Source organism: Klebsiella sp. 64 (assembly GCF_018223915.1).
GTDB lineage: Bacteria > Pseudomonadota > Gammaproteobacteria > Enterobacterales > Enterobacteriaceae > Klebsiella > Klebsiella pneumoniae.
The window spans coordinates 160,190-178,190 of record NZ_JAGRQZ010000025.1 but is presented as its reverse complement, the minus strand read 5'-3'; the positions used below and the strand labels follow the sequence as shown (position 1 = coordinate 178,190).

Annotated in this window: 15 protein-coding genes and 2 pseudogenes; 11 read left to right on the top strand and 6 right to left on the bottom strand. The window is 59.7% G+C overall.

What is annotated here, in order from left to right:
* Positions 1 to 166 precede the first annotated feature (166 nt).
* Both KHQ23_RS26355 and KHQ23_RS17800 read right to left on the bottom strand, forming a co-directional pair.
* Positions 167 to 382: pseudogene (locus KHQ23_RS26355) on the bottom strand (MarR family transcriptional regulator); the annotation flags it as partial.
* Positions 383 to 648: 266 nt separating this feature from the next.
* The gene (locus KHQ23_RS17800; RefSeq protein ID WP_047694722.1) at positions 649 to 1,218 is read right to left on the bottom strand and encodes an inorganic diphosphatase; all 570 of its coding nucleotides are present in this window, start codon (positions 1,216 to 1,218) and stop codon (positions 649 to 651) included.
* A 252-nt stretch (positions 1,219 to 1,470) separates the two neighbouring features.
* Here KHQ23_RS17800 and adhP point away from each other — a divergent pair, with 252 nt between their 5' ends.
* The 7 genes and pseudogenes from adhP to KHQ23_RS17765 all read left to right on the top strand — a co-directional run bounded on the left by adhP (position 1,471) and on the right by KHQ23_RS17765 (position 9,770).
* The gene (gene adhP / locus KHQ23_RS17795) at positions 1,471 to 2,481 is read left to right on the top strand and encodes an alcohol dehydrogenase AdhP (RefSeq protein WP_002906221.1); all 1,011 of its coding nucleotides are present in this window, start codon (positions 1,471 to 1,473) and stop codon (positions 2,479 to 2,481) included.
* A 169-nt stretch (positions 2,482 to 2,650) separates the two neighbouring features.
* The gene (locus KHQ23_RS17790; RefSeq protein ID WP_002906226.1) at positions 2,651 to 4,273 is read left to right on the top strand and encodes a TIGR04028 family ABC transporter substrate-binding protein; all 1,623 of its coding nucleotides are present in this window, start codon (positions 2,651 to 2,653) and stop codon (positions 4,271 to 4,273) included.
* Positions 4,274 to 4,283: 10 nt separating this feature from the next.
* Complete coding sequence (locus KHQ23_RS17785) at positions 4,284 to 5,228, top strand: ABC transporter permease (RefSeq protein ID WP_211776856.1); 945 nt, start codon at positions 4,284 to 4,286, stop codon at positions 5,226 to 5,228.
* On the top strand, positions 5,225 to 6,073 hold the full coding sequence (locus KHQ23_RS17780; RefSeq protein ID WP_004180077.1) for an ABC transporter permease: 849 nt from the start codon (positions 5,225 to 5,227) through the stop codon (positions 6,071 to 6,073). Before KHQ23_RS17785 ends, KHQ23_RS17780 begins: the two co-directional genes overlap by 4 nt.
* Positions 6,070 to 7,686, top strand: a pseudogene (locus tag KHQ23_RS17775) (dipeptide ABC transporter ATP-binding protein). Before KHQ23_RS17780 ends, KHQ23_RS17775 begins: the two are co-directional and overlap by 4 nt.
* Positions 7,686 to 8,672: a putative FMN-dependent luciferase-like monooxygenase gene (locus KHQ23_RS17770; RefSeq protein WP_073553695.1), complete on the top strand. Its 987-nt coding sequence runs from the start codon at positions 7,686 to 7,688 to the stop codon at positions 8,670 to 8,672. Before KHQ23_RS17775 ends, KHQ23_RS17770 begins: the two are co-directional and overlap by 1 nt.
* 9 nt (positions 8,673 to 8,681) lie before the next feature.
* Entirely contained in the window at positions 8,682 to 9,770 is a 1,089-nt protein-coding gene (locus KHQ23_RS17765) for an alkylhydroperoxidase domain protein (protein ID WP_211776857.1), read from the top strand.
* 6 nt (positions 9,771 to 9,776) lie between these two features.
* Here the strand turns inward: KHQ23_RS17765 and araJ are convergent, their stop codons facing one another.
* Complete coding sequence (araJ, locus tag KHQ23_RS17760; RefSeq protein ID WP_004189866.1) at positions 9,777 to 10,931, bottom strand: MFS transporter AraJ; 1,155 nt, start codon at positions 10,929 to 10,931, stop codon at positions 9,777 to 9,779.
* Between the two features lie 264 nt (positions 10,932 to 11,195).
* On the opposite strand from araJ, the gene KHQ23_RS17755 reads away from it, so the two are divergent.
* The 4 genes from KHQ23_RS17755 (at position 11,196) to KHQ23_RS17740 (ending at position 13,209) form a co-directional block, all read left to right on the top strand.
* Positions 11,196 to 11,636 (top strand): VOC family protein, encoded by a 441-nt coding sequence (locus KHQ23_RS17755; RefSeq protein ID WP_002906451.1) that lies wholly within the window; start codon positions 11,196 to 11,198, stop codon positions 11,634 to 11,636.
* A gap of 67 nt (positions 11,637 to 11,703) precedes the next feature.
* The gene (gene ppk2 / locus KHQ23_RS17750) at positions 11,704 to 12,522 is read left to right on the top strand and encodes a polyphosphate kinase 2 (protein WP_004200045.1); all 819 of its coding nucleotides are present in this window, start codon (positions 11,704 to 11,706) and stop codon (positions 12,520 to 12,522) included.
* Positions 12,523 to 12,700: 178 nt separating this feature from the next.
* The gene (locus KHQ23_RS17745) at positions 12,701 to 12,886 is read left to right on the top strand and encodes a hypothetical protein (RefSeq protein WP_004175994.1); all 186 of its coding nucleotides are present in this window, start codon (positions 12,701 to 12,703) and stop codon (positions 12,884 to 12,886) included.
* Positions 12,883 to 13,209: a CcdB family protein gene (locus KHQ23_RS17740; RefSeq protein WP_020947744.1), complete on the top strand. Its 327-nt coding sequence runs from the start codon at positions 12,883 to 12,885 to the stop codon at positions 13,207 to 13,209. The genes KHQ23_RS17745 and KHQ23_RS17740 overlap by 4 nt, the downstream gene beginning before the upstream one ends.
* Positions 13,210 to 13,261: 52 nt before the next feature.
* Here the strand turns inward: KHQ23_RS17740 and fdnI are convergent, their stop codons facing one another.
* The 3 genes from fdnI to fdnG are packed head-to-tail and all read right to left on the bottom strand — an operon-like array spanning position 13,262 to position 17,854.
* A complete protein-coding gene (fdnI, locus tag KHQ23_RS17735; RefSeq protein WP_002906457.1) occupies positions 13,262 to 13,918 on the bottom strand; it encodes a formate dehydrogenase-N subunit gamma in 657 nt (218 codons plus the stop codon).
* Positions 13,911 to 14,795 (bottom strand): formate dehydrogenase subunit beta, encoded by an 885-nt coding sequence (gene fdxH / locus KHQ23_RS17730; protein WP_004143747.1) that lies wholly within the window; start codon positions 14,793 to 14,795, stop codon positions 13,911 to 13,913. Before fdxH ends, fdnI begins: the two co-directional genes overlap by 8 nt.
* An 11-nt stretch (positions 14,796 to 14,806) precedes the next feature.
* Positions 14,807 to 17,854 (bottom strand): formate dehydrogenase-N subunit alpha, encoded by a 3,048-nt coding sequence (gene fdnG, locus KHQ23_RS17725; protein WP_086523033.1) that lies wholly within the window; start codon positions 17,852 to 17,854, stop codon positions 14,807 to 14,809.
* Positions 17,855 to 18,001: the final 147 nt, after the last annotated feature.

Here is an 18,001-nt window from a genome sequence, read left to right as displayed (position 1 = left end):
TATCCGCGAGCGCGCTATCCCGACACTGCGCCAGCGCCCGGGCATAGGCCGCCAGTCCAGTGGCGACAGTTTGCTGCTGCGTCTCATCCAGATGGTCTAACGCCTCCACCACCTGACGGGTACCCCAGGCGTTAATTTTCGCCACCGTATCGTGCCCCTTTGCCGTCAGGGCGAGTGATTTCGCGCGCGCATCCTCCGCGCAAGGACGCTCCTCCAGCTCACCAGCCGCCAGCAGACGAGAGACCATCCGGCTGACGCTTGATTTTTCCAGTCCCAGCAACGTGACCAGCTGCGCGGCCGTCATCTCCCCCCTCATCGATACCTCAAGCAGGGTGTGCACCGCCGAAGGTGAATAATGGGTGGCGGCCAGCGTGGTGCTCATAAAGCCCAGCTCGCGCACCATTAACCGCGAGGCGGTACGAATCTGTTGGATTAAGGGGGTATCAGGCATAGCGGCGGGTCCAGAAAATGAAATGGTTGTACAATACAACCATCACCTTCATCCTGCGTCAAGATGCAATATGGTGGGATAAGCGTTGTCGTGTGACGTGTGATTTTGCCGCCATAGGGATCGTGAAAGCGAATGCCGCAGGCGCCGGACAGCGCCCGCGATGAATATTATTGCGGGTTCTTCGCCTTCCAGGCCTCCTAGGCCGATTTGATCTCCTGCTTCGCGGCCGCGGCGTCATTAAAGCCGGCCAGCTCGACCTTTTTACGCCCCTCCGGCAGTTCTTTATAGACCCGGAAGAAGGCCTCCAGCCGCTGCTGTTCTATTTTCGGCAGATCGGAGATGGTCTTGATGTCGTCGTAGGTCGGGTCAATTTTACTGGCCGGTACGGCGATGATTTTGTCGTCTTTCTCACCGCCGTCTATCATCTTCAGCACACCAATTGCCCGCAGCTTAATCAGCGTGCCCGGGGCCATCGGCGCGCGGGTATAAAACACCACGTCCAGCGGGTCGCCATCCCCGGCCAGCGACTGGGTCAGCGAGCCGTAGTTCGCCGGGTAGGCCACCGGCATCGACTGAAAGCGGTCGGCGACGATAAACCCCGTTTTAGCATCGGTTTCGTACTTAATGATCCCGCCCGTCGGGATCTCAGTGACGGCGTAAAATTCTTCCGGGTTGTTTTCCGGCTGGGGAAATTCCAGCACATTGTGGGCCTGGGCGGCGGCGGACAAAAGCAGACCGGCGGTGAGGATGGTTTTTACCAGATGCATTGTTGTATCACTCTGTTGTTATAAGAAATTGATGCGCAAAACAATAGATTCGAGTGATGACAAAAACATGACCATTCAGCGTCAATATTATTACCTACCAAATATAGCGATGTTGTCTGAATTTTGTGCTATCCCTGTAGCAAAAAGCCACATTCTGTACTAAGCGCCTTGTATTTTACCGCTCAGCGTCTAATCCTTATTGGGTACTATTGCATTAATTAAGTTAATCAATTCCCCCACAAGGAGACAGGCATGAAGGCAGCTGTTGTTACCCACGACCATCAGGTTAACGTCACGGAAAAAACGCTGCGCCCGCTGGAATACGGCGAAGCGCTGTTGAAAATGGAATGCTGCGGCGTGTGTCATACTGACCTGCACGTGAAAAACGGCGATTTTGGCGATAAAACCGGCGTCATTCTCGGCCATGAAGGGATCGGGGTGGTACAAAAAGTCGGCCCGGGCGTCACCTCCCTGAAGCCGGGCGACCGCGCCAGCGTGGCGTGGTTCTTCGAAGGCTGCGGCCACTGCGATTACTGTAACAGCGGCAACGAGACGCTCTGCCGCTCGGTGAAAAACGCCGGCTATACCGTCGATGGCGGCATGGCGGAGGAGTGCATCGTCACCGCCAACTACGCGGTAAAAGTTCCGGACGGCCTCGACTCCGCCGCCGCCAGCAGCATCACCTGCGCGGGCGTCACCACCTACAAAGCGGTCAAGGTCTCCCACATCAAACCGGGCCAGTGGATCGCCATCTACGGCCTCGGCGGGCTGGGTAACCTGGCGCTGCAGTATGCGAAGAATGTGTTTAACGCCAAAGTGATCGCTATCGACGTCAACGACGGACAGCTGGAGCTGGCGGCCTCGATGGGCGCCGACCTGACCATCAACTCCCGCAATGAAGATGCGGCGAAAGTGATTCAGGAAAAAACCGGCGGCGCCCACGCTGCGGTAGTAACCGCGGTGGCTAAAGCGGCCTTTAACTCGGCGGTGGATGCCGTTCGCGCCGGTGGCCGCGTGGTCGCGGTGGGCCTGCCGCCGGAGGCGATGAGCCTCGATATTCCGCGTCTGGTGCTGGACGGCATCGAAGTGGTCGGTTCGCTGGTCGGCACCCGTCAGGATCTGGTGGAAGCCTTTCAGTTTGCCGCCGAAGGCAAAGTGGTGCCGAAAGTCACCCTGCGTCCGCTGGAAGATATCAACGCTATCTTCAAAGAGATGGAGCAAGGTCAGATCCGCGGCCGTATGGTTATCGATCTGCGTAGCTAATCACCCGCGCCTCTCCCGTCCGGGAGAGGCGATCCCCCAGGCACGTCCTCTCGCTTCCCAACCCGGGAAGTAAATGCAATTTCCGCAAATGCTTAGCGCAATTCCTTGGTTCCTTTGTTTTTAGCCGCGCCCGATGATGGCAACACAATAGATAACAAAGGAATTCACCATGCATCGTCATTTTCGCCTGCCCGCGCTGGCCGCGCTGTTTCTCACCGGCGCCTTTTCCGTCTGGGCCGCCGACACGCCGGTTAAAGGCGGCACCTTAATTTATCTGGAGCAGCAACCGCACACCAATCTCTATCCGCCCGCCGGCGGATTTTACCCGAATGGCGGGATTCTCAATCAGATAACCGACAAGCTCACCTGGCAGAACCCGAAAACGCTGGAGATTGAGCCGTGGATCGCCGAGAGCTGGACCAGCAATGCCGATAAAACCGAGTACACTTTCCACCTGCGCAAAGGGGTCACTTTCTCAGATGGCACACCGCTGGACGCCGCCGCCGTCGCCAAAAACTTCGATACCTATGGTCTGGGAGATAAAGCCCATCGTCTGCCCGTCTCGGAGGTCATCAATAACTACCAGCGCAGCGAAGTGATCGACCCGCTGACGGTAAAATTCTACTTCAACAAGCCGTCGCCGGGCTTCCTGCAGGGAACCGCCACCATCGGCTCCGGTCTGGTATCTCTCAGCACCCTGCAGCGTAATTTTGAAGAGCTGGGCGATGCCCGACATATTATCGGCTCCGGCCCCTTCGTCGTGCAGGATGAAAAACCAGGCCGCGAGCTGACGCTGGTGGCGCGCAAGGATTACCAGTGGGGGCCGAAAAACATTGCCCAGCAGGGGCCCGCTAACCTCGACGGCATCACCTATATTGTGACGCCGGAAGACAGCGTGCGTATCGGCGCGCTGCTGGCAGGTCAGGCGGGCTTTATTCGCCAGGTGCAGGCCTACGATGAAAAGCAGGCTACCGATCAGGGATTTAAGATCTACGCTGCCCCTACCCGCGGGGTCAACGACAGTCTGAGCTTCCGCCCGGATAACCCACTGGTCGCCGACCTGCGGGTGCGTCAGGCCCTGCTCCATGCCACCAACGCCAGGCAGGTGGTGGAGACGCTATTCTCCGCTAACTACCCGCAAGCCACCTCCGTGCTGGCCAGCTCTGCCGCCGGCTATGTCAATCTCAGCGATAAACTCACCTTCGACCAGGCCAAAGCCCGGCAGTTGCTGGATGACGCCGGCTGGAAGCCCGCCGCCGACGGTATTCGCAGCAAAGACGGTCAGCGGCTGGCGCTGACCGTCTATGAGTCGCTGCCGCAGCCGCAAAATAAGGAAGTGCTGCAGCTGATCGCCCAGCAGTGGCGCCAGGTGGGTGTGGCGTTGACGGTCAAAGCCGGGGATGCCGGTAGCCGTACGCTGGATAACCTCGACCCGCAGAAAACCCCGCTCACCGTCTCAGAAGTGGGCCGCGCCGACCCGGATGTGGTGAAAAGTATGTTCTTCCCCAACAACCGCGATGCGCTGCTGCAGAAAGGCGGCTCCAGCGATAAAGTGCAGCGCTTCCGCGATGATAAGCTCAATGACCTGCTGACCGGCATCTCCGCGGCGGTTGAGCCGCAGCAGCGCTTGCAGTTAACCGGTGACGCCCAGCGCTATCTGATCGATAACGCCTATGTGATCCCTATTTTCGAAGAGCCGCAGGTGTTCGCCGGCGCGCCGTGGGTCAAAGGCGTCAGCTTCGAGGCCGTCGGTCGTCCGTCGTTCTACGGCGCGTGGCTGGACAAGCACTAAGAGGCCGGTTATGAGCGCTTATCTTCTGCGACGATTCGGCCAGGGGCTGCTGGTCCTGTGGGCGGCCTTTACCCTCACCTTTTTCCTGCTGCAGGTCCTGCCGGGGGATGCGGTGCTGATCAAGTTTCAGAACCCGGACCTTGGCCTGAGCCCGGCGCAAATTGCGGAGATGCGGCTGGCCTACGGCGCCGATAGCCCGCTGTGGCGCCAGTACCTGCACACGCTGCTGGCGATGCTGCACGGCGACTTCGGCTATTCCCTGCAGGCGGGTCTGGCGGTCAGCAGTCTGATTGCCAGCAACCTGCCGGATACCTTAAGCCTCGCGCTGCCGGCCTTCCTGCTGGCCGTGGCGCTGGCGTTCGCCCTCGCTTTCGCTTCGCGGCTGCCGGGGCTGCGCTGGCTGAGCAATTTTCTGCAGTCGCTACCGGTGCTGTTTATCTCTCTACCTACCTTTTGGTTGGGTATCGCCCTGATCCAGCTCTTCTCGTTTCAGTTGCGCTGGATCCCGGTGATCAACCCCGGCCCACTGGAAGGACTGATTTTACCGGTTATCGCCATCGCACTGCCCATTTCCGCCCCACTGGCGCAGATCCTGATGCGCAGCATGGATCAGGTGGCGGTTCAGCCCTTCGTCGCGGTCGCCCGCGCCAAGGGCATGAGCGAAACGGGCGTCCTCTGGCGCCATGTGATGGGGAATGCCCTGCTGCCGGCGCTGAATATTGCCGGGCTGCTGCTCGGCGAACTGATTGCCGGGGCGCTGATCACCGAGACCGTCTTCGGCCGCAGCGGCCTCGGCCAGCTGACCCAGCAGGCGGTCAATAACCAGGATATCGCCGTACTACAGGCGGTGGTGATGATCTCCGCCCTCGGTTTCGTCCTGATCAACCTGCTGGTCGACCTGGTCATGCCGCGACTGGACCCCCGACTCCATTTACAGACCGGAGGTGCGAAATGAGCCTGGTCGACTATACCATCGCGGTTCGCCGCCGCCCGGAGTGGCGTAGAGTGCGCCTGCAGCCTGGCCTGTGGCTGGCGTGGGCGGTGATGATCGCCGCCCTGTTAATGGCCATTGCCCCACAGTGGTTTACCTCCTCTAACCCGCTGGAGGGGATCCCCGGCGCTCAGCGCCTGGCGCCGCAGGCGCACTACTGGCTGGGTACCGACCAGCTGGGGCGCGACCTGTGGACGCGGGTGGTTTACGGCGCGGTGCATTCCCTGTCGGCGGCGCTGATCGCCGTCGCCATCGGCCTGGTGGTGGGTACCGCCCTTGGCACCCTCGCCGGGGCGCTGGCCGGACGCGTGGAATCCACCATCATGCGCCTGGTCGATGTCCTGCTGGCTATCCCCTCCCTGCTGCTGCAGCTCACGGTGATTATTCTGCTGGGTTTCGGCACGGTAAATGCGGCGGTGGCGGTTGGCGTCGCGGCTATCGCCAGCTTCGCGCGCCTGGCGCGAGCAGAAGTGGTGCGCGTGCGCCACAGCGATTACGTCGAGGCGGCCCGGGGCAGCGGCGGCACTTTTTTCGCCGTCTTCTGGCGCCATATTCTGCCCAACTCGCTCACTGCGGTGCTTGCTTTCGCGACGCTGCAGTTCGGTCAGGCGATGTTGGCCCTGGCCACCCTCAGCTTCCTCGGCTACGGCACTCCGCCGCCGGTCCCGGAGTGGGGACTACTGATCGCCGAAGGTCGCAATTACCTGTCAACCGCCTGGTGGCTGACCACCTTCCCCGGCCTCGCCGTGGTCGCCGTGGTCCTTGCCGCCAATCGTCTTAGCCGCCAGTGGAGTGGAGCACGCCCATGACCGTTTTGTCCGTTGAAGATCTACGCATCAGCTACCGCTCGCGGGGCGAATGGCGCGAGGTGGTGCACAACATCAGCTTTTCCATCCAGCGCGGCGAAATGCTGGCCTTCGTCGGAGAATCCGGCTCGGGGAAAACCACCACCGCGCAGGCCATTATCGGCCTGCTGGCGGATAATGCCCGCCGGGATGCCGGGCGGATTGTCCTCAATGGCGAAGTGATTAGCGACTGATCGGATAAACGCCTGAACCGCCTGCGCGGAGTGAGCATCAGCCTGGTCCCGCAGGATCCCGGTAATTCGCTCAACCCGGTAAAAACCATTGGTCAGCAGGTGGAAGAGATCCTGCGGCTGCATCAGTCCCTCTCCGCCGCTGAGCGCCGACAGCAGGTTCTTAACCTGCTCGCTAAAGTCGGTCTCAGCCACCCGGAACAGCGTTTTGACCAGTATCCGCATCAGCTGTCTGGCGGGATGAAACAGCGGGTGCTGATAGCCATCGCCATTGCCCTGCAGCCGGATCTGATTATTGCTGACGAGCCCACCAGCGCCCTCGACGTCACGGTGCAGAAGCGCATTCTCGACCTGCTCGATATCCTGCGTCGCGAGTCGGGTACCGCCGTGCTGTTTGTCACCCACGATCTGGCGCTGGCCGCCGAACGCGCCGACCGGATCATGGTGTTTCGCCAGGGAGAGATTCAGGAACAAGGCGCCACCGAGACGATTGTCCAGCGTCCACAGCATCCTTACACCCGCCAGCTGCTCCACGACCTGCTGGATGCGCCGTTGGGGCTGACGGCGGCGCGTCACCGGCCGCTGGCCACGCCGGCCATTCGCGTGGAGGGGATCAGCAAACGCTTCTCGCTGGGCAAACAGGCGCTGCAGGCGCTCGACAGCGTCAGCTTTGAGGTCAGACGCGGCAGCACCCATGCGCTGGTGGGCGAATCCGGCTCCGGGAAAACCACCCTGGCGCGGATCCTGCTGGGCTTTGAGCGCGCCGACGCCGGACAGGTCACCATCGACGGTATCGACGCCGGGCATCTCAGCCGCGAGGCACAGCGTCAGCTGCGGCGCAAGATCCAGTTTGTCTACCAGAACCCCTTCGCTTCGCTCGACCCGCGCCAGACGCTGTTTGCGATTATCGAAGAGCCGTTAAAAAACTTTGAGCGCCTCAGCGCGGCGACGCGTCGCCAGCGTGTGGAGAGCGTTGCCGCCCGGGTGGCCCTGGCCCCCGAGCTGCTGTCGCGTACGCCGCGGGAGCTTTCCGGCGGCCAGCGCCAGCGGGTGGCGATTGCCCGGGCGCTGATCCTCGAGCCGGCGATACTGGTCCTTGACGAAGCGACTTCGGCGCTCGACGTCACCGTTCAGGCGCAGATCCTCGCCCTGCTGCAGCAGCTACAGCAGCAGCTGGGACTGAGCTACCTGTTCATTACCCACGATCTGGCGACGGTCAGGCGGATCGCCGACAGCGTCACGGTGCTGCGCGCCGGCCAGGTGGTGGAGCATGGCGACGTAAACCGCCTGTTCGCCGCCCCGCAGCAGGCCTACACCCGCGAACTGATCGCCGCCATTCCCCAGGTTTTCTCCCGCTTAGCACAGGCCCACACGGAGAACGCATAATGCCAAAACGCCTCGGTTTTTTTACCCGTCTGCTCGATCAGGGCTCCGCGCAAACGCGCTACCGGCTGGCGGCCGAACAGATCCGCCACGCGGAGCGTTTGGGCTTCGACAGCGCATGGATTGCCCAGCACCATTTTCATGAACAGGAAGGCGGCCTGCCTTCGCCGCTGGTGTTTCTCGCCCACGTCGCGGCGCAGACCGACCGGATCCGCCTCGGTACGGCGATTATCACCTTGCCGATGGAAAATCCGCTGCGCGTCGCCGAAGACGCGGCGGTACTGGATTTACTCACCGACGGACGTCTGGAGGTGGGTTTTGGCTCCGGCGGCACGCCAACCTCGTTTCTGCCCTTCGGCCTGACCAGCGAGCAGCGCGGGGCGGCGTTTGCCGACCATCTGCACCTGATCCATAGCGCCTGGCGCGGCGACACGCTGAGCCACCCGGACAACCGTCTCTATCCGCCGGCGCCGCAGTTGGCGGAGCGTATCTGGATCGCCACCTTCTCTGCGGAGGGCACCATCCGCGCCGGTCAGGCGGGACACGGGCTGATGCTGTCCCGCACCCAGCCACGGCCACCCGGCGAGCCACGTCTGCCGCTGGACGCCATTCAGAACCCGATCATTGACGCCTACCTGGCGGCGCTGCCGGACGGCGTTGCGCCGCGGATCCTCGCCTCGCGCACCGCCTTCGTCGCCGACAGTCACGCCCACGCCCTGCAGGTCGCCGAGCCCGGTCTGCGCAAGCAGGCAACTCAGCACCGGGCGGCGGGTCATACGATAGAAGGTGACAGTGTCACCGACTATCTGCAACAGCTTGATGCCCACGTTGGCGATCCTGAGCATGTTATTGCCTCCCTGGCGCAGGACAGCGTGCTGGCCCGCGCCACCGATATTTCGTTTCAGGTGCACTCGGTCGAGCCTTCGCACCGGGATACGCTGCGTTCCATTGAGCTGATCGCTCAGCATATTGCCCCCCACATCAGATAAGGAGTCCCCATGACGCTGAGTCAGGATATTCTGGCCGAACTGGCGGAGATCGCCCCCGGTTCCCCGCTCGATCAGGCGCGCGCCGTCCGCGATGCCGCCACCCGTCACGCCCAGGGAAGTTATGAAGTGCTGTTCCGCCAGCAGGACGCTGACTTTCCTCTTGATGAACGCTTCGCGGTGGCCGCGAAGGTGGCGAAACTGCACCAGGCGGACGCGCTTGCGGCGCACTATGCCGGTTTCGGCCTCGCCGATCCGACCACCGATCGTCTGGTCCCGGCGCTGGCCTTTGCCCGCCTGCTCACCTTCACCCCCGTTGAAGCCACTCCCGGCGCGCTGCACACCTTAACCGGCGCGGGCTGGAGCCTGCGGGGCATCGTCACCCTGGCGCAGCTGGTAGCCTTTGTCAGCTTCCAGAGCCGACTGCTGCTGGGCCTGCGGGCGCTCAACCATAAGCCCATCGTCAGCGCAGGTACGCCGCTGGTCGCCGGATACTGGCATACCACCCCGTACGCGCAGAGCGGCAAAGCGGCCCCGGTTCGCTTCACCCGCGACGAGCTGCACTGGGAACCCTGGCTGGCCGATAAACCGCTGGAGGAATTCAACGCTGAAGAACAGGCGATTCTGGCCAAATATGGCCATAGCGACTCCCCCTACTTTCGCCTGCTGGCGCGCAACCAGCCGGTGCTGGAGCAGCGGACCCTGACCGATAGGGGCATTTTCTATACCGCGGGAGGATTGCCGCGCGCCGAACGCGAGCTGGCCGCCACGGTCGCCAGTAAAATCAACGGCTGTATCTACTGCGCCTCGGTGCATGCCCGCAAAGCGGCGCAGCTGGCGAAGGACGAGACCGCCGTCGACACGCTGCTGGCGGTGACGCCGGGAGAGGATCTACGCGATGGGCAATCGCCGCGCTGGCAGGCGGAAATCGACGCCGCCGCGCTATCGGTGACGCCACCCGCGTTAAACGCCGATCATCTGGCGGCGCTTGATGAGCAGGGCTTAGATACTCTGGCCCAGCTGGATCTGCTGCAGTCCGCGGCCTTTTTCGCCTGGGCCAACCGCCTGATGCTTACCCTGGGCGAACCCTGGCGTGAGTAGGCGTCGTTAGTAAGCTTGTCGCCGCTGATGACAGCCATAGATGAGCAAGGCGCTCATCGCCAGAAACGACAGCGCGGCGGCGGGGAGCGCCACGCTGTTCCAGCCAAAGCCCTGGGCGATCATCATTCCGCCGCAGAAGGCGCCGATGGCGCTGCCGAGGTTAAAGGCGATCTGTCCCCCGGCCGCCCCCAGCATCTCGCCGCCTTTGGCGTTCTGCAGCAGCAGGATCTGCAGCGGCGCTGACAGGGCGAATAGTCCCGCGCAGCAGATAAACGCCAGCGCCAGCGAAGCGACTTTCTGTTCACCGAAGGCAAAGATCAGCAGCAGCGTCACGGCAATGACCCCGTCGGTCATGGCCGCAATGCGCAGCGGGCTGTAGCGCCCGGAAATTTTGCCGCTGAACAGATTGCCGACCACCATTCCCAGCCCCGCCAGCATCATAATCAGCATCATCTTGCTTTCAGCAAAGCCGGAGACGTTGAGCATAAAGGGCTTGATATAGCTGAACCAGGCAAACACGCCGGCGTTACCGAACATGGTGGCGGCGAAAATCAGCCACGGCGCCGGGGAGGCAAGAAAACGGAACTGCTCGCGCAGCCGCGTGCTGGCCCGGTCATAAAGCGTGGGCACCCAGCAGAAGATCGCCAGAAATACCGCCACGTTAAATACCGCGATAAGCGCAAAGGTATAGCGCCAGCTGAAGTGATGCCCAAGCCAGGTTCCACCCGGGACGCCCACCAGGTTAGCGATCGTCATGCCGCCAATCATCCCCGCCACCGCGGCGGTCACCTTCCCCGGGGGCGCGATTTTCGACAGGATAATCGCGCCGACGCCAAAGAACGCCCCGTGGGGAAACCCGGAAACCAGCCGGCCAAGCGCCAGCATGGCGTAGCTACTGGAGAAGGTAAACAGGGTATTGCCGAGAATACACAGGCCAGCCAGGAACAGCATCACCGATTTCAGGGAAAACCGGCTGGAGAGCAGCGCCATGATCGGCGCGCCGATCACCACGCCGAAGGCATACCAGGCAATCATATTGCCGGCGGCGGGTATGGATATTCCGACATCGTGCGCCATATCCGGCAGCACGCCCATAATGCCAAACTCCGCCATGCCAAGTCCAAAGGTGCCCAGCGCCAGTGAAAAAATCGTTTTTTTCATACATCTTATAGGGGTATTGAGAGCCGGCCGGCATTATTTACCATCCCGCCCCGACACACCAGCTAAAAACGCCCGACGGCAGTTTCCTCCATACAACAGCCTGATTCGTTCATGTTCCCCAGCCGCGTGGCATACCGGCGGCGTGGTTTCGTAGAAACAATCCCCTATCAAAATCAGTGAGCTCAAAGAGATAAACACCTCATTGATCTCAAGTTAACTTGAGGTTGTAAAGTCAAAACATCGTTCACCTTGGGAGAATTATCCATGCAAAGTGTTGATGTCGGTTTTACTCATGTCGCCTTTACCGTCCGCTGTCTGGCCAGCAGCATCGATTTTTATACCCGCTATACCGCGATGACCGTCATTCACCAGCGCGAGCCCGACCTCCCCTCGGCGCGGAAAGTGGCATGGCTCAGCGACCGCACCCGGCCTTTCGCCCTGGTGCTGGTGCAAAGTGACGATCCGGCCGATACGCCGCTGGGACCGTTCGGCCACCTCGGCGTCGCCTGCGCCACCCAAGCCGAGATCGATGAGAAAGTGGCCCTCGCACGGCGGGAAGGTGTTTTACGCCGGGAGCCGGAGCAGCTGGGCGATCCGGTGGGCTATTTCGCTTTCTTTGCCGACCCGGACGGTAACACCCTGGAGCTGTCGTGGGGGCAGCGGGTGGGACTGGAAGTCATCCTGGCGGGAAAACCCGGCGAATAATTTTCCACCGCCTCGCCGGGGGAGGATTACACTTCAAAGGGATACCTCGGCAACACGGAGCATGGCGATGGGCAACAAGAAAAGCGGTAATCCGGTCGACACGGCGACAAAAATCGCGCCGCTCGACAACAAAGCGTACGAGAAAGCGCTGCGCAAACTCCACGTTGAGCTGGTGAAACTGCAGCGCTGGGTGGTACACAAGGGACTGAAAGTGTGCATTGTCTTTGAAGGCCGGGACGGCGCCGGGAAAGGCGGCACCATTAAGGCCATCACCGAGCGCGTCAGCCCGCGTATCTTTCGAGTCGTCGCCTTACCCTCGCCCACCGAGCGCGAAAAAAGCCAGCTCTACTTTCAGCGCTATATCAAGCATCTCCCGGCGGCCGGCGAAATCGTGATTTTCGATCGCAGCTGGTATAACCGCGCCGGCGTCGAACGGGTGATGGGCTTTTGTACGCCGGAGGAGGTGCAGAAGTTCCTCGACGGCGCGCCGATGGTGGAGCGCGGCATGGTCGAATCGGGCATTATTCTGCTCAAGTACTGGCTGGAGGTCTCTCCGCAGGAGCAGGAGCGCCGTCTGCGGGATCGCATCGACGACGGGCGTAAAATCTGGAAGCTCTCGCCGATGGACATTAAGTCTTTCAACCGCTGGGATGAATATACCGCTGCCCGCGACGCCATGTTCGCCGCCACCGATACCGCCTGGGCGCCGTGGTTCGTCGCCCGCTCGGAGGATAAAAAGCGCGTGCGTCTGAATATCATCACCCATCTGCTGTCGCAGATCCCCTATGAAGCTTTACCGGTGGAGCCTGTGACGCTGCCGAAGCGCAAAATTGGCAAAATGAAACAGACTAATTTTCCTTTCCGCTTCATTCCAGAGAAGTTTTGATTATTTCCCGTCGCGCTGGTTAATGCCAGCGCCAGGTTTATTACCATAACCATGAATATTTCAGGCTGTTACTTCCCTCTGGAAGCTGCTTCGCAAAATAAATATTAAACTTACTGCTGGTATTTATTTTTTAGTGGGTAAAGTAAATAATCACAGAACCAACCGCAAGGAGCCTATGATGAAAAGTAATACGCTACGTAAAAGACCCACTGACGTACCCGTCCAGAAGGCGTCAGAACAGCCAGGTAAGGATTTACGAGAAGCGGATAAACAGCGACAGCACAAGGAATTCATTGCCGCAATGAATGAATTTATTGCAAAAGGAGGCACTCTTACTGATGATGAATTTTTCAGGGTGCTATGATGCTTGAACAATTCAATGTTTATCGAAATTGTTCTGCTCAGACAAATAAAACCCTGCCATATTATATGATCGTGCAGAATGATTATTATGCAGACCTGGCCACGAGAGTCATTATTCCTTTAATGCGACCACAACAGTTACCACGCTGGCATCAGCATGTCGTACCAAGGATAAATATAGAATTTGACAGCTTTTTACTTTGTACGCCAATGATCAGTAACTTAAATAATAAACGGATCCCGCCACAGGATTTCGTCTGCAATCTGAGTCATGCGCGCCAGGGCGTTATCGATTCAATCGATACACTTATCACGAACTGCTGACTGCCGGGAACCCGCTCCGACATCCTCGGAGCGGGTTTCGCGCCGTGAAGGCTTACTTCATCCCTTCACGACTCTCTTTCATCGCCTCCAGGCGTTCGACATCGCGATACCAGCGCGGGTGATGTTTCTTCGCCCAGCGGCGGCTCACCTTGCCTTCGATCATGCCCTTAATCGACCCTTTGACCCAGAATGCCATATACATATGGATAAGGATGGCGTGGATCAGAATGATGGCCGACGTCGCATGAATCAGCAGGCTATAGCGAATCACCTGCATCGGGAAATATTCCGCAAAATATGGGCGCCAGATAATCACCCCGGTCACCAGCAGCACAAATATCATGCTCATGATGGTCCAGAACATCATCTTCTGCCCGGCGTTATACTTACCGACGCGCGCCACCTTATGCTCGTTGCCTTTCAGCACCTCGACGATGCCTTTCAGCCACGGAATATCCTGTTTATCAGGGATGTTGTGGTGGACAAAGCGCACGAACATAAACATCAGCGCGACAAAAATCAGCACCCCAAAGAACGGGTGCAGAATACGCCCCATCTGCGGCGTGCCGAAGGTTTCCGTTAGCCACTGTAGCGTCGGAAAGAAGAACGATATTCCCGACAGCGCCACGAGGAAGAAACAGATAACCACCGTCCAGTGACAGGCGCGATCGATAAACGTCGTGCGCACAATCATCTTCGATTTACTCATCATGCTTCTCCTCGTCGTCGTCAACTTCCTTGTTCGGCCCGATACCGATGTAGTGGTAAATCAGCCCGGCGAAGGTGGCGATAAAGCCCGCCGCCGCCAGCGGTTTCAGCGCCCCCTTCCACAGACTGATACTGGTATCGATCTGCGGTTCCTTCGGCAGCTTGTGATACAGCTCCGGCTGGTCGGCATGATGCAGGACGTACATCACGTGGGTGCCGCCGACGCCCGGCGGGTTGTAAATCCCGGCGTTGGCATAACCGCGTTTTTTAAGCTTAGCCACCCGCTCCTCGGCCACCTCCAGCATCTCTTTCTTCGTACCGAAGTGGATCGCGCCGGTAGGACAGGTTTTCACGCAGGCCGGCTCCTGGCCGACGCTGACCCGATCCACGCACAGGGTGCATTTATAGACCCGGTTATCCTCTTTATTGAGGCGCGGGACGTTAAACGGACACCCCGCAATGCAGTAGCCGCAGCCGATGCAGTTTTCCTGCTGGAAATCGACGATGCCGTTGGCGTACTGAATAATCGCCCCGGCGGACGGGCAGGCCTTCAGGCAGCCCGGCTCTGCGCAGTGCATACAGCCATCCTTGCGGATAAGCCACTCCAGTTTGCCGTTCTGTTCGGTCTCGCTAAAACGCATTACCGTCCAGGATTTGGCGCTGAGATCCGCCGGGTTGTCGTACACCCCGACGCAGTGCCCCACGTCATCGCGGATGTCATTCCACTCGGAACAGGCCACCTGGCAGGCTTTACAGCCCACGCAGGAGGAGACATCGATAAGCTTGGCGACTTCCGCTTTATAGTCCCGCGCGCGCGGCGCGGGGGTGATCGGGTTGGTCGCGGAGCGTTTAATAATGTCTTGGGTTTCCATCGCCATTGAATCGCTCCTTACGCTTTCTCGATGTTGACCAGGAACGCCTTGTATTCCGGCGTTTGCGAGTTGGAATCGCCAACGTTAGGCGTCAGGGTGTTGGCGATGTAGCCTTTGCGGGCCACGCCTTCAAAACCCCAGTGCAGCGGGATCCCGACGGTCTCCACCTGCTGGCCGTTGACGTTCAGCGTGCGCAGTCGGCGGGTCACCACGGCAACCGCGCGAATGAAGCCGCGCTTGCTGCTGACTTTCACCCAATCGCCGTTAGCGATACCTTTGCTTTTCGCCAGCCCTTCGCTGATTTCGACAAACTGTTCCGGCTGCGCGATGGAATTGAGCAACGCATGCTTGGTCCAGGTGTGGAAATGCTCGGTCAGACGATAGGTGGTCCCGACATACGGGAATTTATCCTTCTTACCTAAGCGAATGGCGTCCTCTTCATACAACCGCACCACCGGGCTGGAGACCACCTTCGGGTGCAGCGGGTTAGTGCCAAGCGGGGTTTCCATCGGCTCGTAGTGCTCCGGGAACGGCCCTTCCGCCAGTTTATCGAGCGCAAACAGGCGACCCAGCCCCTCCTGCTGCATGATAAACGGCCCGGTTTTGCTCCCTGGCGGCGCGGTATTGAAGTCCGGAATATCATTCCCGACCCACTTGCTGCCGTTCCACTGGATCAGCATCCGCTTCGCATCCCAGGGCTTGCCGTTGATATCGGCCGAAGCGCGGTTGTACAGCACCCGACGATTGAGCGGCCACGCCCAGGCCCATCCCAGCGTATTGCCCAGGCCCGAAGGATCGGCGTTATCACGATTCGCCATCTGGTTACCCTGCTCGGTCCAGCTGCCGGTATAGATCCAGCAAGACGACGCGGTGCTGCCGTCATCGCGCAGCAGCGCGAAGCTATTGAGCAGTTGGCCTTTTTTCGCCAGCAAAGTGCCATTTTGATCGTAGAGATCCGCCAGCGCGTAGCCGTTGTTCTCTTTTGCCACCTCTTCCGATTCCGGATGGTCCGGCTGCTTGTAGCGCCAGCTCATCTTCAGCAGGGGTTCCACGCCCTTCCCGCCTTCGGTGCGGTACAGTTCGCGCAGGCGATGGTAAATCCCGGCAAGGATTTCGCCATCATTGCGCGCTTCACCTGGGGCATCCTGACCTTTCCAGTGCCACTGCAGCCAGCGGCCGGAGTTGGCGATCGAACCGTCCTCTTCGGCAAAGCAGGTCGACGGCAGACGGAAGACTTCGGTCTGAATCGCCGACGGGTCGACATCATTAGACTCGCCGTGGTTCTGCCAGAAGGTCGAGGTTTCGGTCACCAGCGGGTCGATAACCACCATATATTTCAGCTTGCTGAGGCTGCGAACCACTTTGTTTTTATCCGGGAAGGAGGCAACCGGGTTAAAGCCCTGGCAGATATAGCCGGTGACGTTGCCGTTATCCATCATATTGAAGTATTTGATAACGTCGTAAGCCTGGTCCCACTTCGGTAACCACTCAAAGCCCCAGTCGTTCTCTTTTTGCGCCGCCTCGCCGTAGAAGGATTTCATCAGGCTAACGAAGAATTTCGGGTAGTTGCTCCAGTAGTTCACCTGCTCGGGCAGGGTCGCCTTCGGCGTGTTGGCGCTGAGGTAGCTTTGCAGATCGGTCTGTTTGTCCGATGGCAGCGTCAAATAGCCCGGCAGACTGGTCGACAGCAGGCCCAAATCGGTCAGCCCCTGAATATTAGAGTGGCCGCGCAGGGCGTTGACGCCGCCGCCGGCCATCCCCATATTGCCGAGCAGCAGCTGGATCATCGCCATGGTGCGGATGTTCTGCGCGCCGACGGTGTGCTGCGTCCAGCCCAGGGCATACAGGAAGGTGGTGGTGCGGTCCGCGGCGCTGGTTGAGGCCAGCACATCGCACACTTTAAGGAAGTCCGCTTTCGGCGTACCGCAGATGTTTTCGACCACCTCGGGCGTGTAACGGGAAACGTGCTGCTTCAGCAGGTTCCACACGCAGCGCGGGTGGGTGAGCGTTTCATCGCGTTTGGCGTAGCCGTTTTCATCGAACTGGTAGTTCCAGGACGATTTATCGTACTGGCGTTTTTCCGCATCGTAGCCGCTGAACAGCCCCTCTTCGAAGGCAAAATCATCCCGCACCAGCAGGCTGGCATTGGTGTAATGCTTAACGTACTCGGCATTGATCTTATTGTTTTCGATCAGGTACAGCAGTACGCCCGACAGGAAGGTAATGTCGGTACCGGAACGAATCGGCGCATAGATATCGGCCACCGACGCGGTGCGCGTAAAGCGCGGGTCGACGACGATCAGCGTGGCGTCGTTATTGTTTTTCGCCTCCATCGCCCAGCGGAAACCCACCGGATGGGCTTCGGCGGCGTTACCGCCCATCACCACCACGACGTTGGCGTTTTTGATATCCACCCAGTGGTTGGTCATCGCACCGCGACCAAATGTTGGAGCAAGACTTGCTACCGTTGGTCCGTGTCAGACGCGCGCCTGGTTGTCTACCGCCAGCATACCCAGCGATCGCACAAATTTTTGCGTTAGCATGCCGGTCTCATTGCTTGCCGCCGAGGCGCACAGCATGCCGGTGGAAAGCCAGCGGTTAACCGTCACGCCCTGTTCATTCTTTTCAATAAAGTTGGCGTCGCGGTCGGCTTTCATCAGTCGGGCGATGCGGTTAAAGGCTTCATCCCACGAGATGCGCTGCCATTTATCCGAGCCCGGGGCGCGGTATTGCGGATAACGCAGACGGTTTTCGCTGTGGACATAGTCCAGCAGGCCTGCCCCTTTCGGGCACAGCGCGCCGCGGCTCACCGGATGGTCCGGGTCCCCTTCGATATGGTAGATCGCTTCTTTGGCGTTTTTCGCACCGTCGCCGAGGCTATACATTAATAGCCCGCAGCCCACGGAGCAGTAAGTGCAGGTGTTGCGGATCTCTTTCGCACGCAGCAATTTGAAATTGCGTGCCTGAGCCAGCGCCATTTTAGGGGCAAAGCCCAGGGCGGCGGCGGTAGTTCCGGCCATACCGCCTGCGCAGATCTTAAAGAACTTTCTGCGGCTGACGTCCATTGCATTCCTCCATGCAGGATGTTGATTCATCGCGCGGAGGAAACTAACAGCAAAATCCCGGGAAAATTTGCGTCAAATCAAGGAGGAAAACCTTCGCCCCCTTAATCGCCAGCCCTGGCCATTTTCGCTAATCCCTAAGGGTTAGCA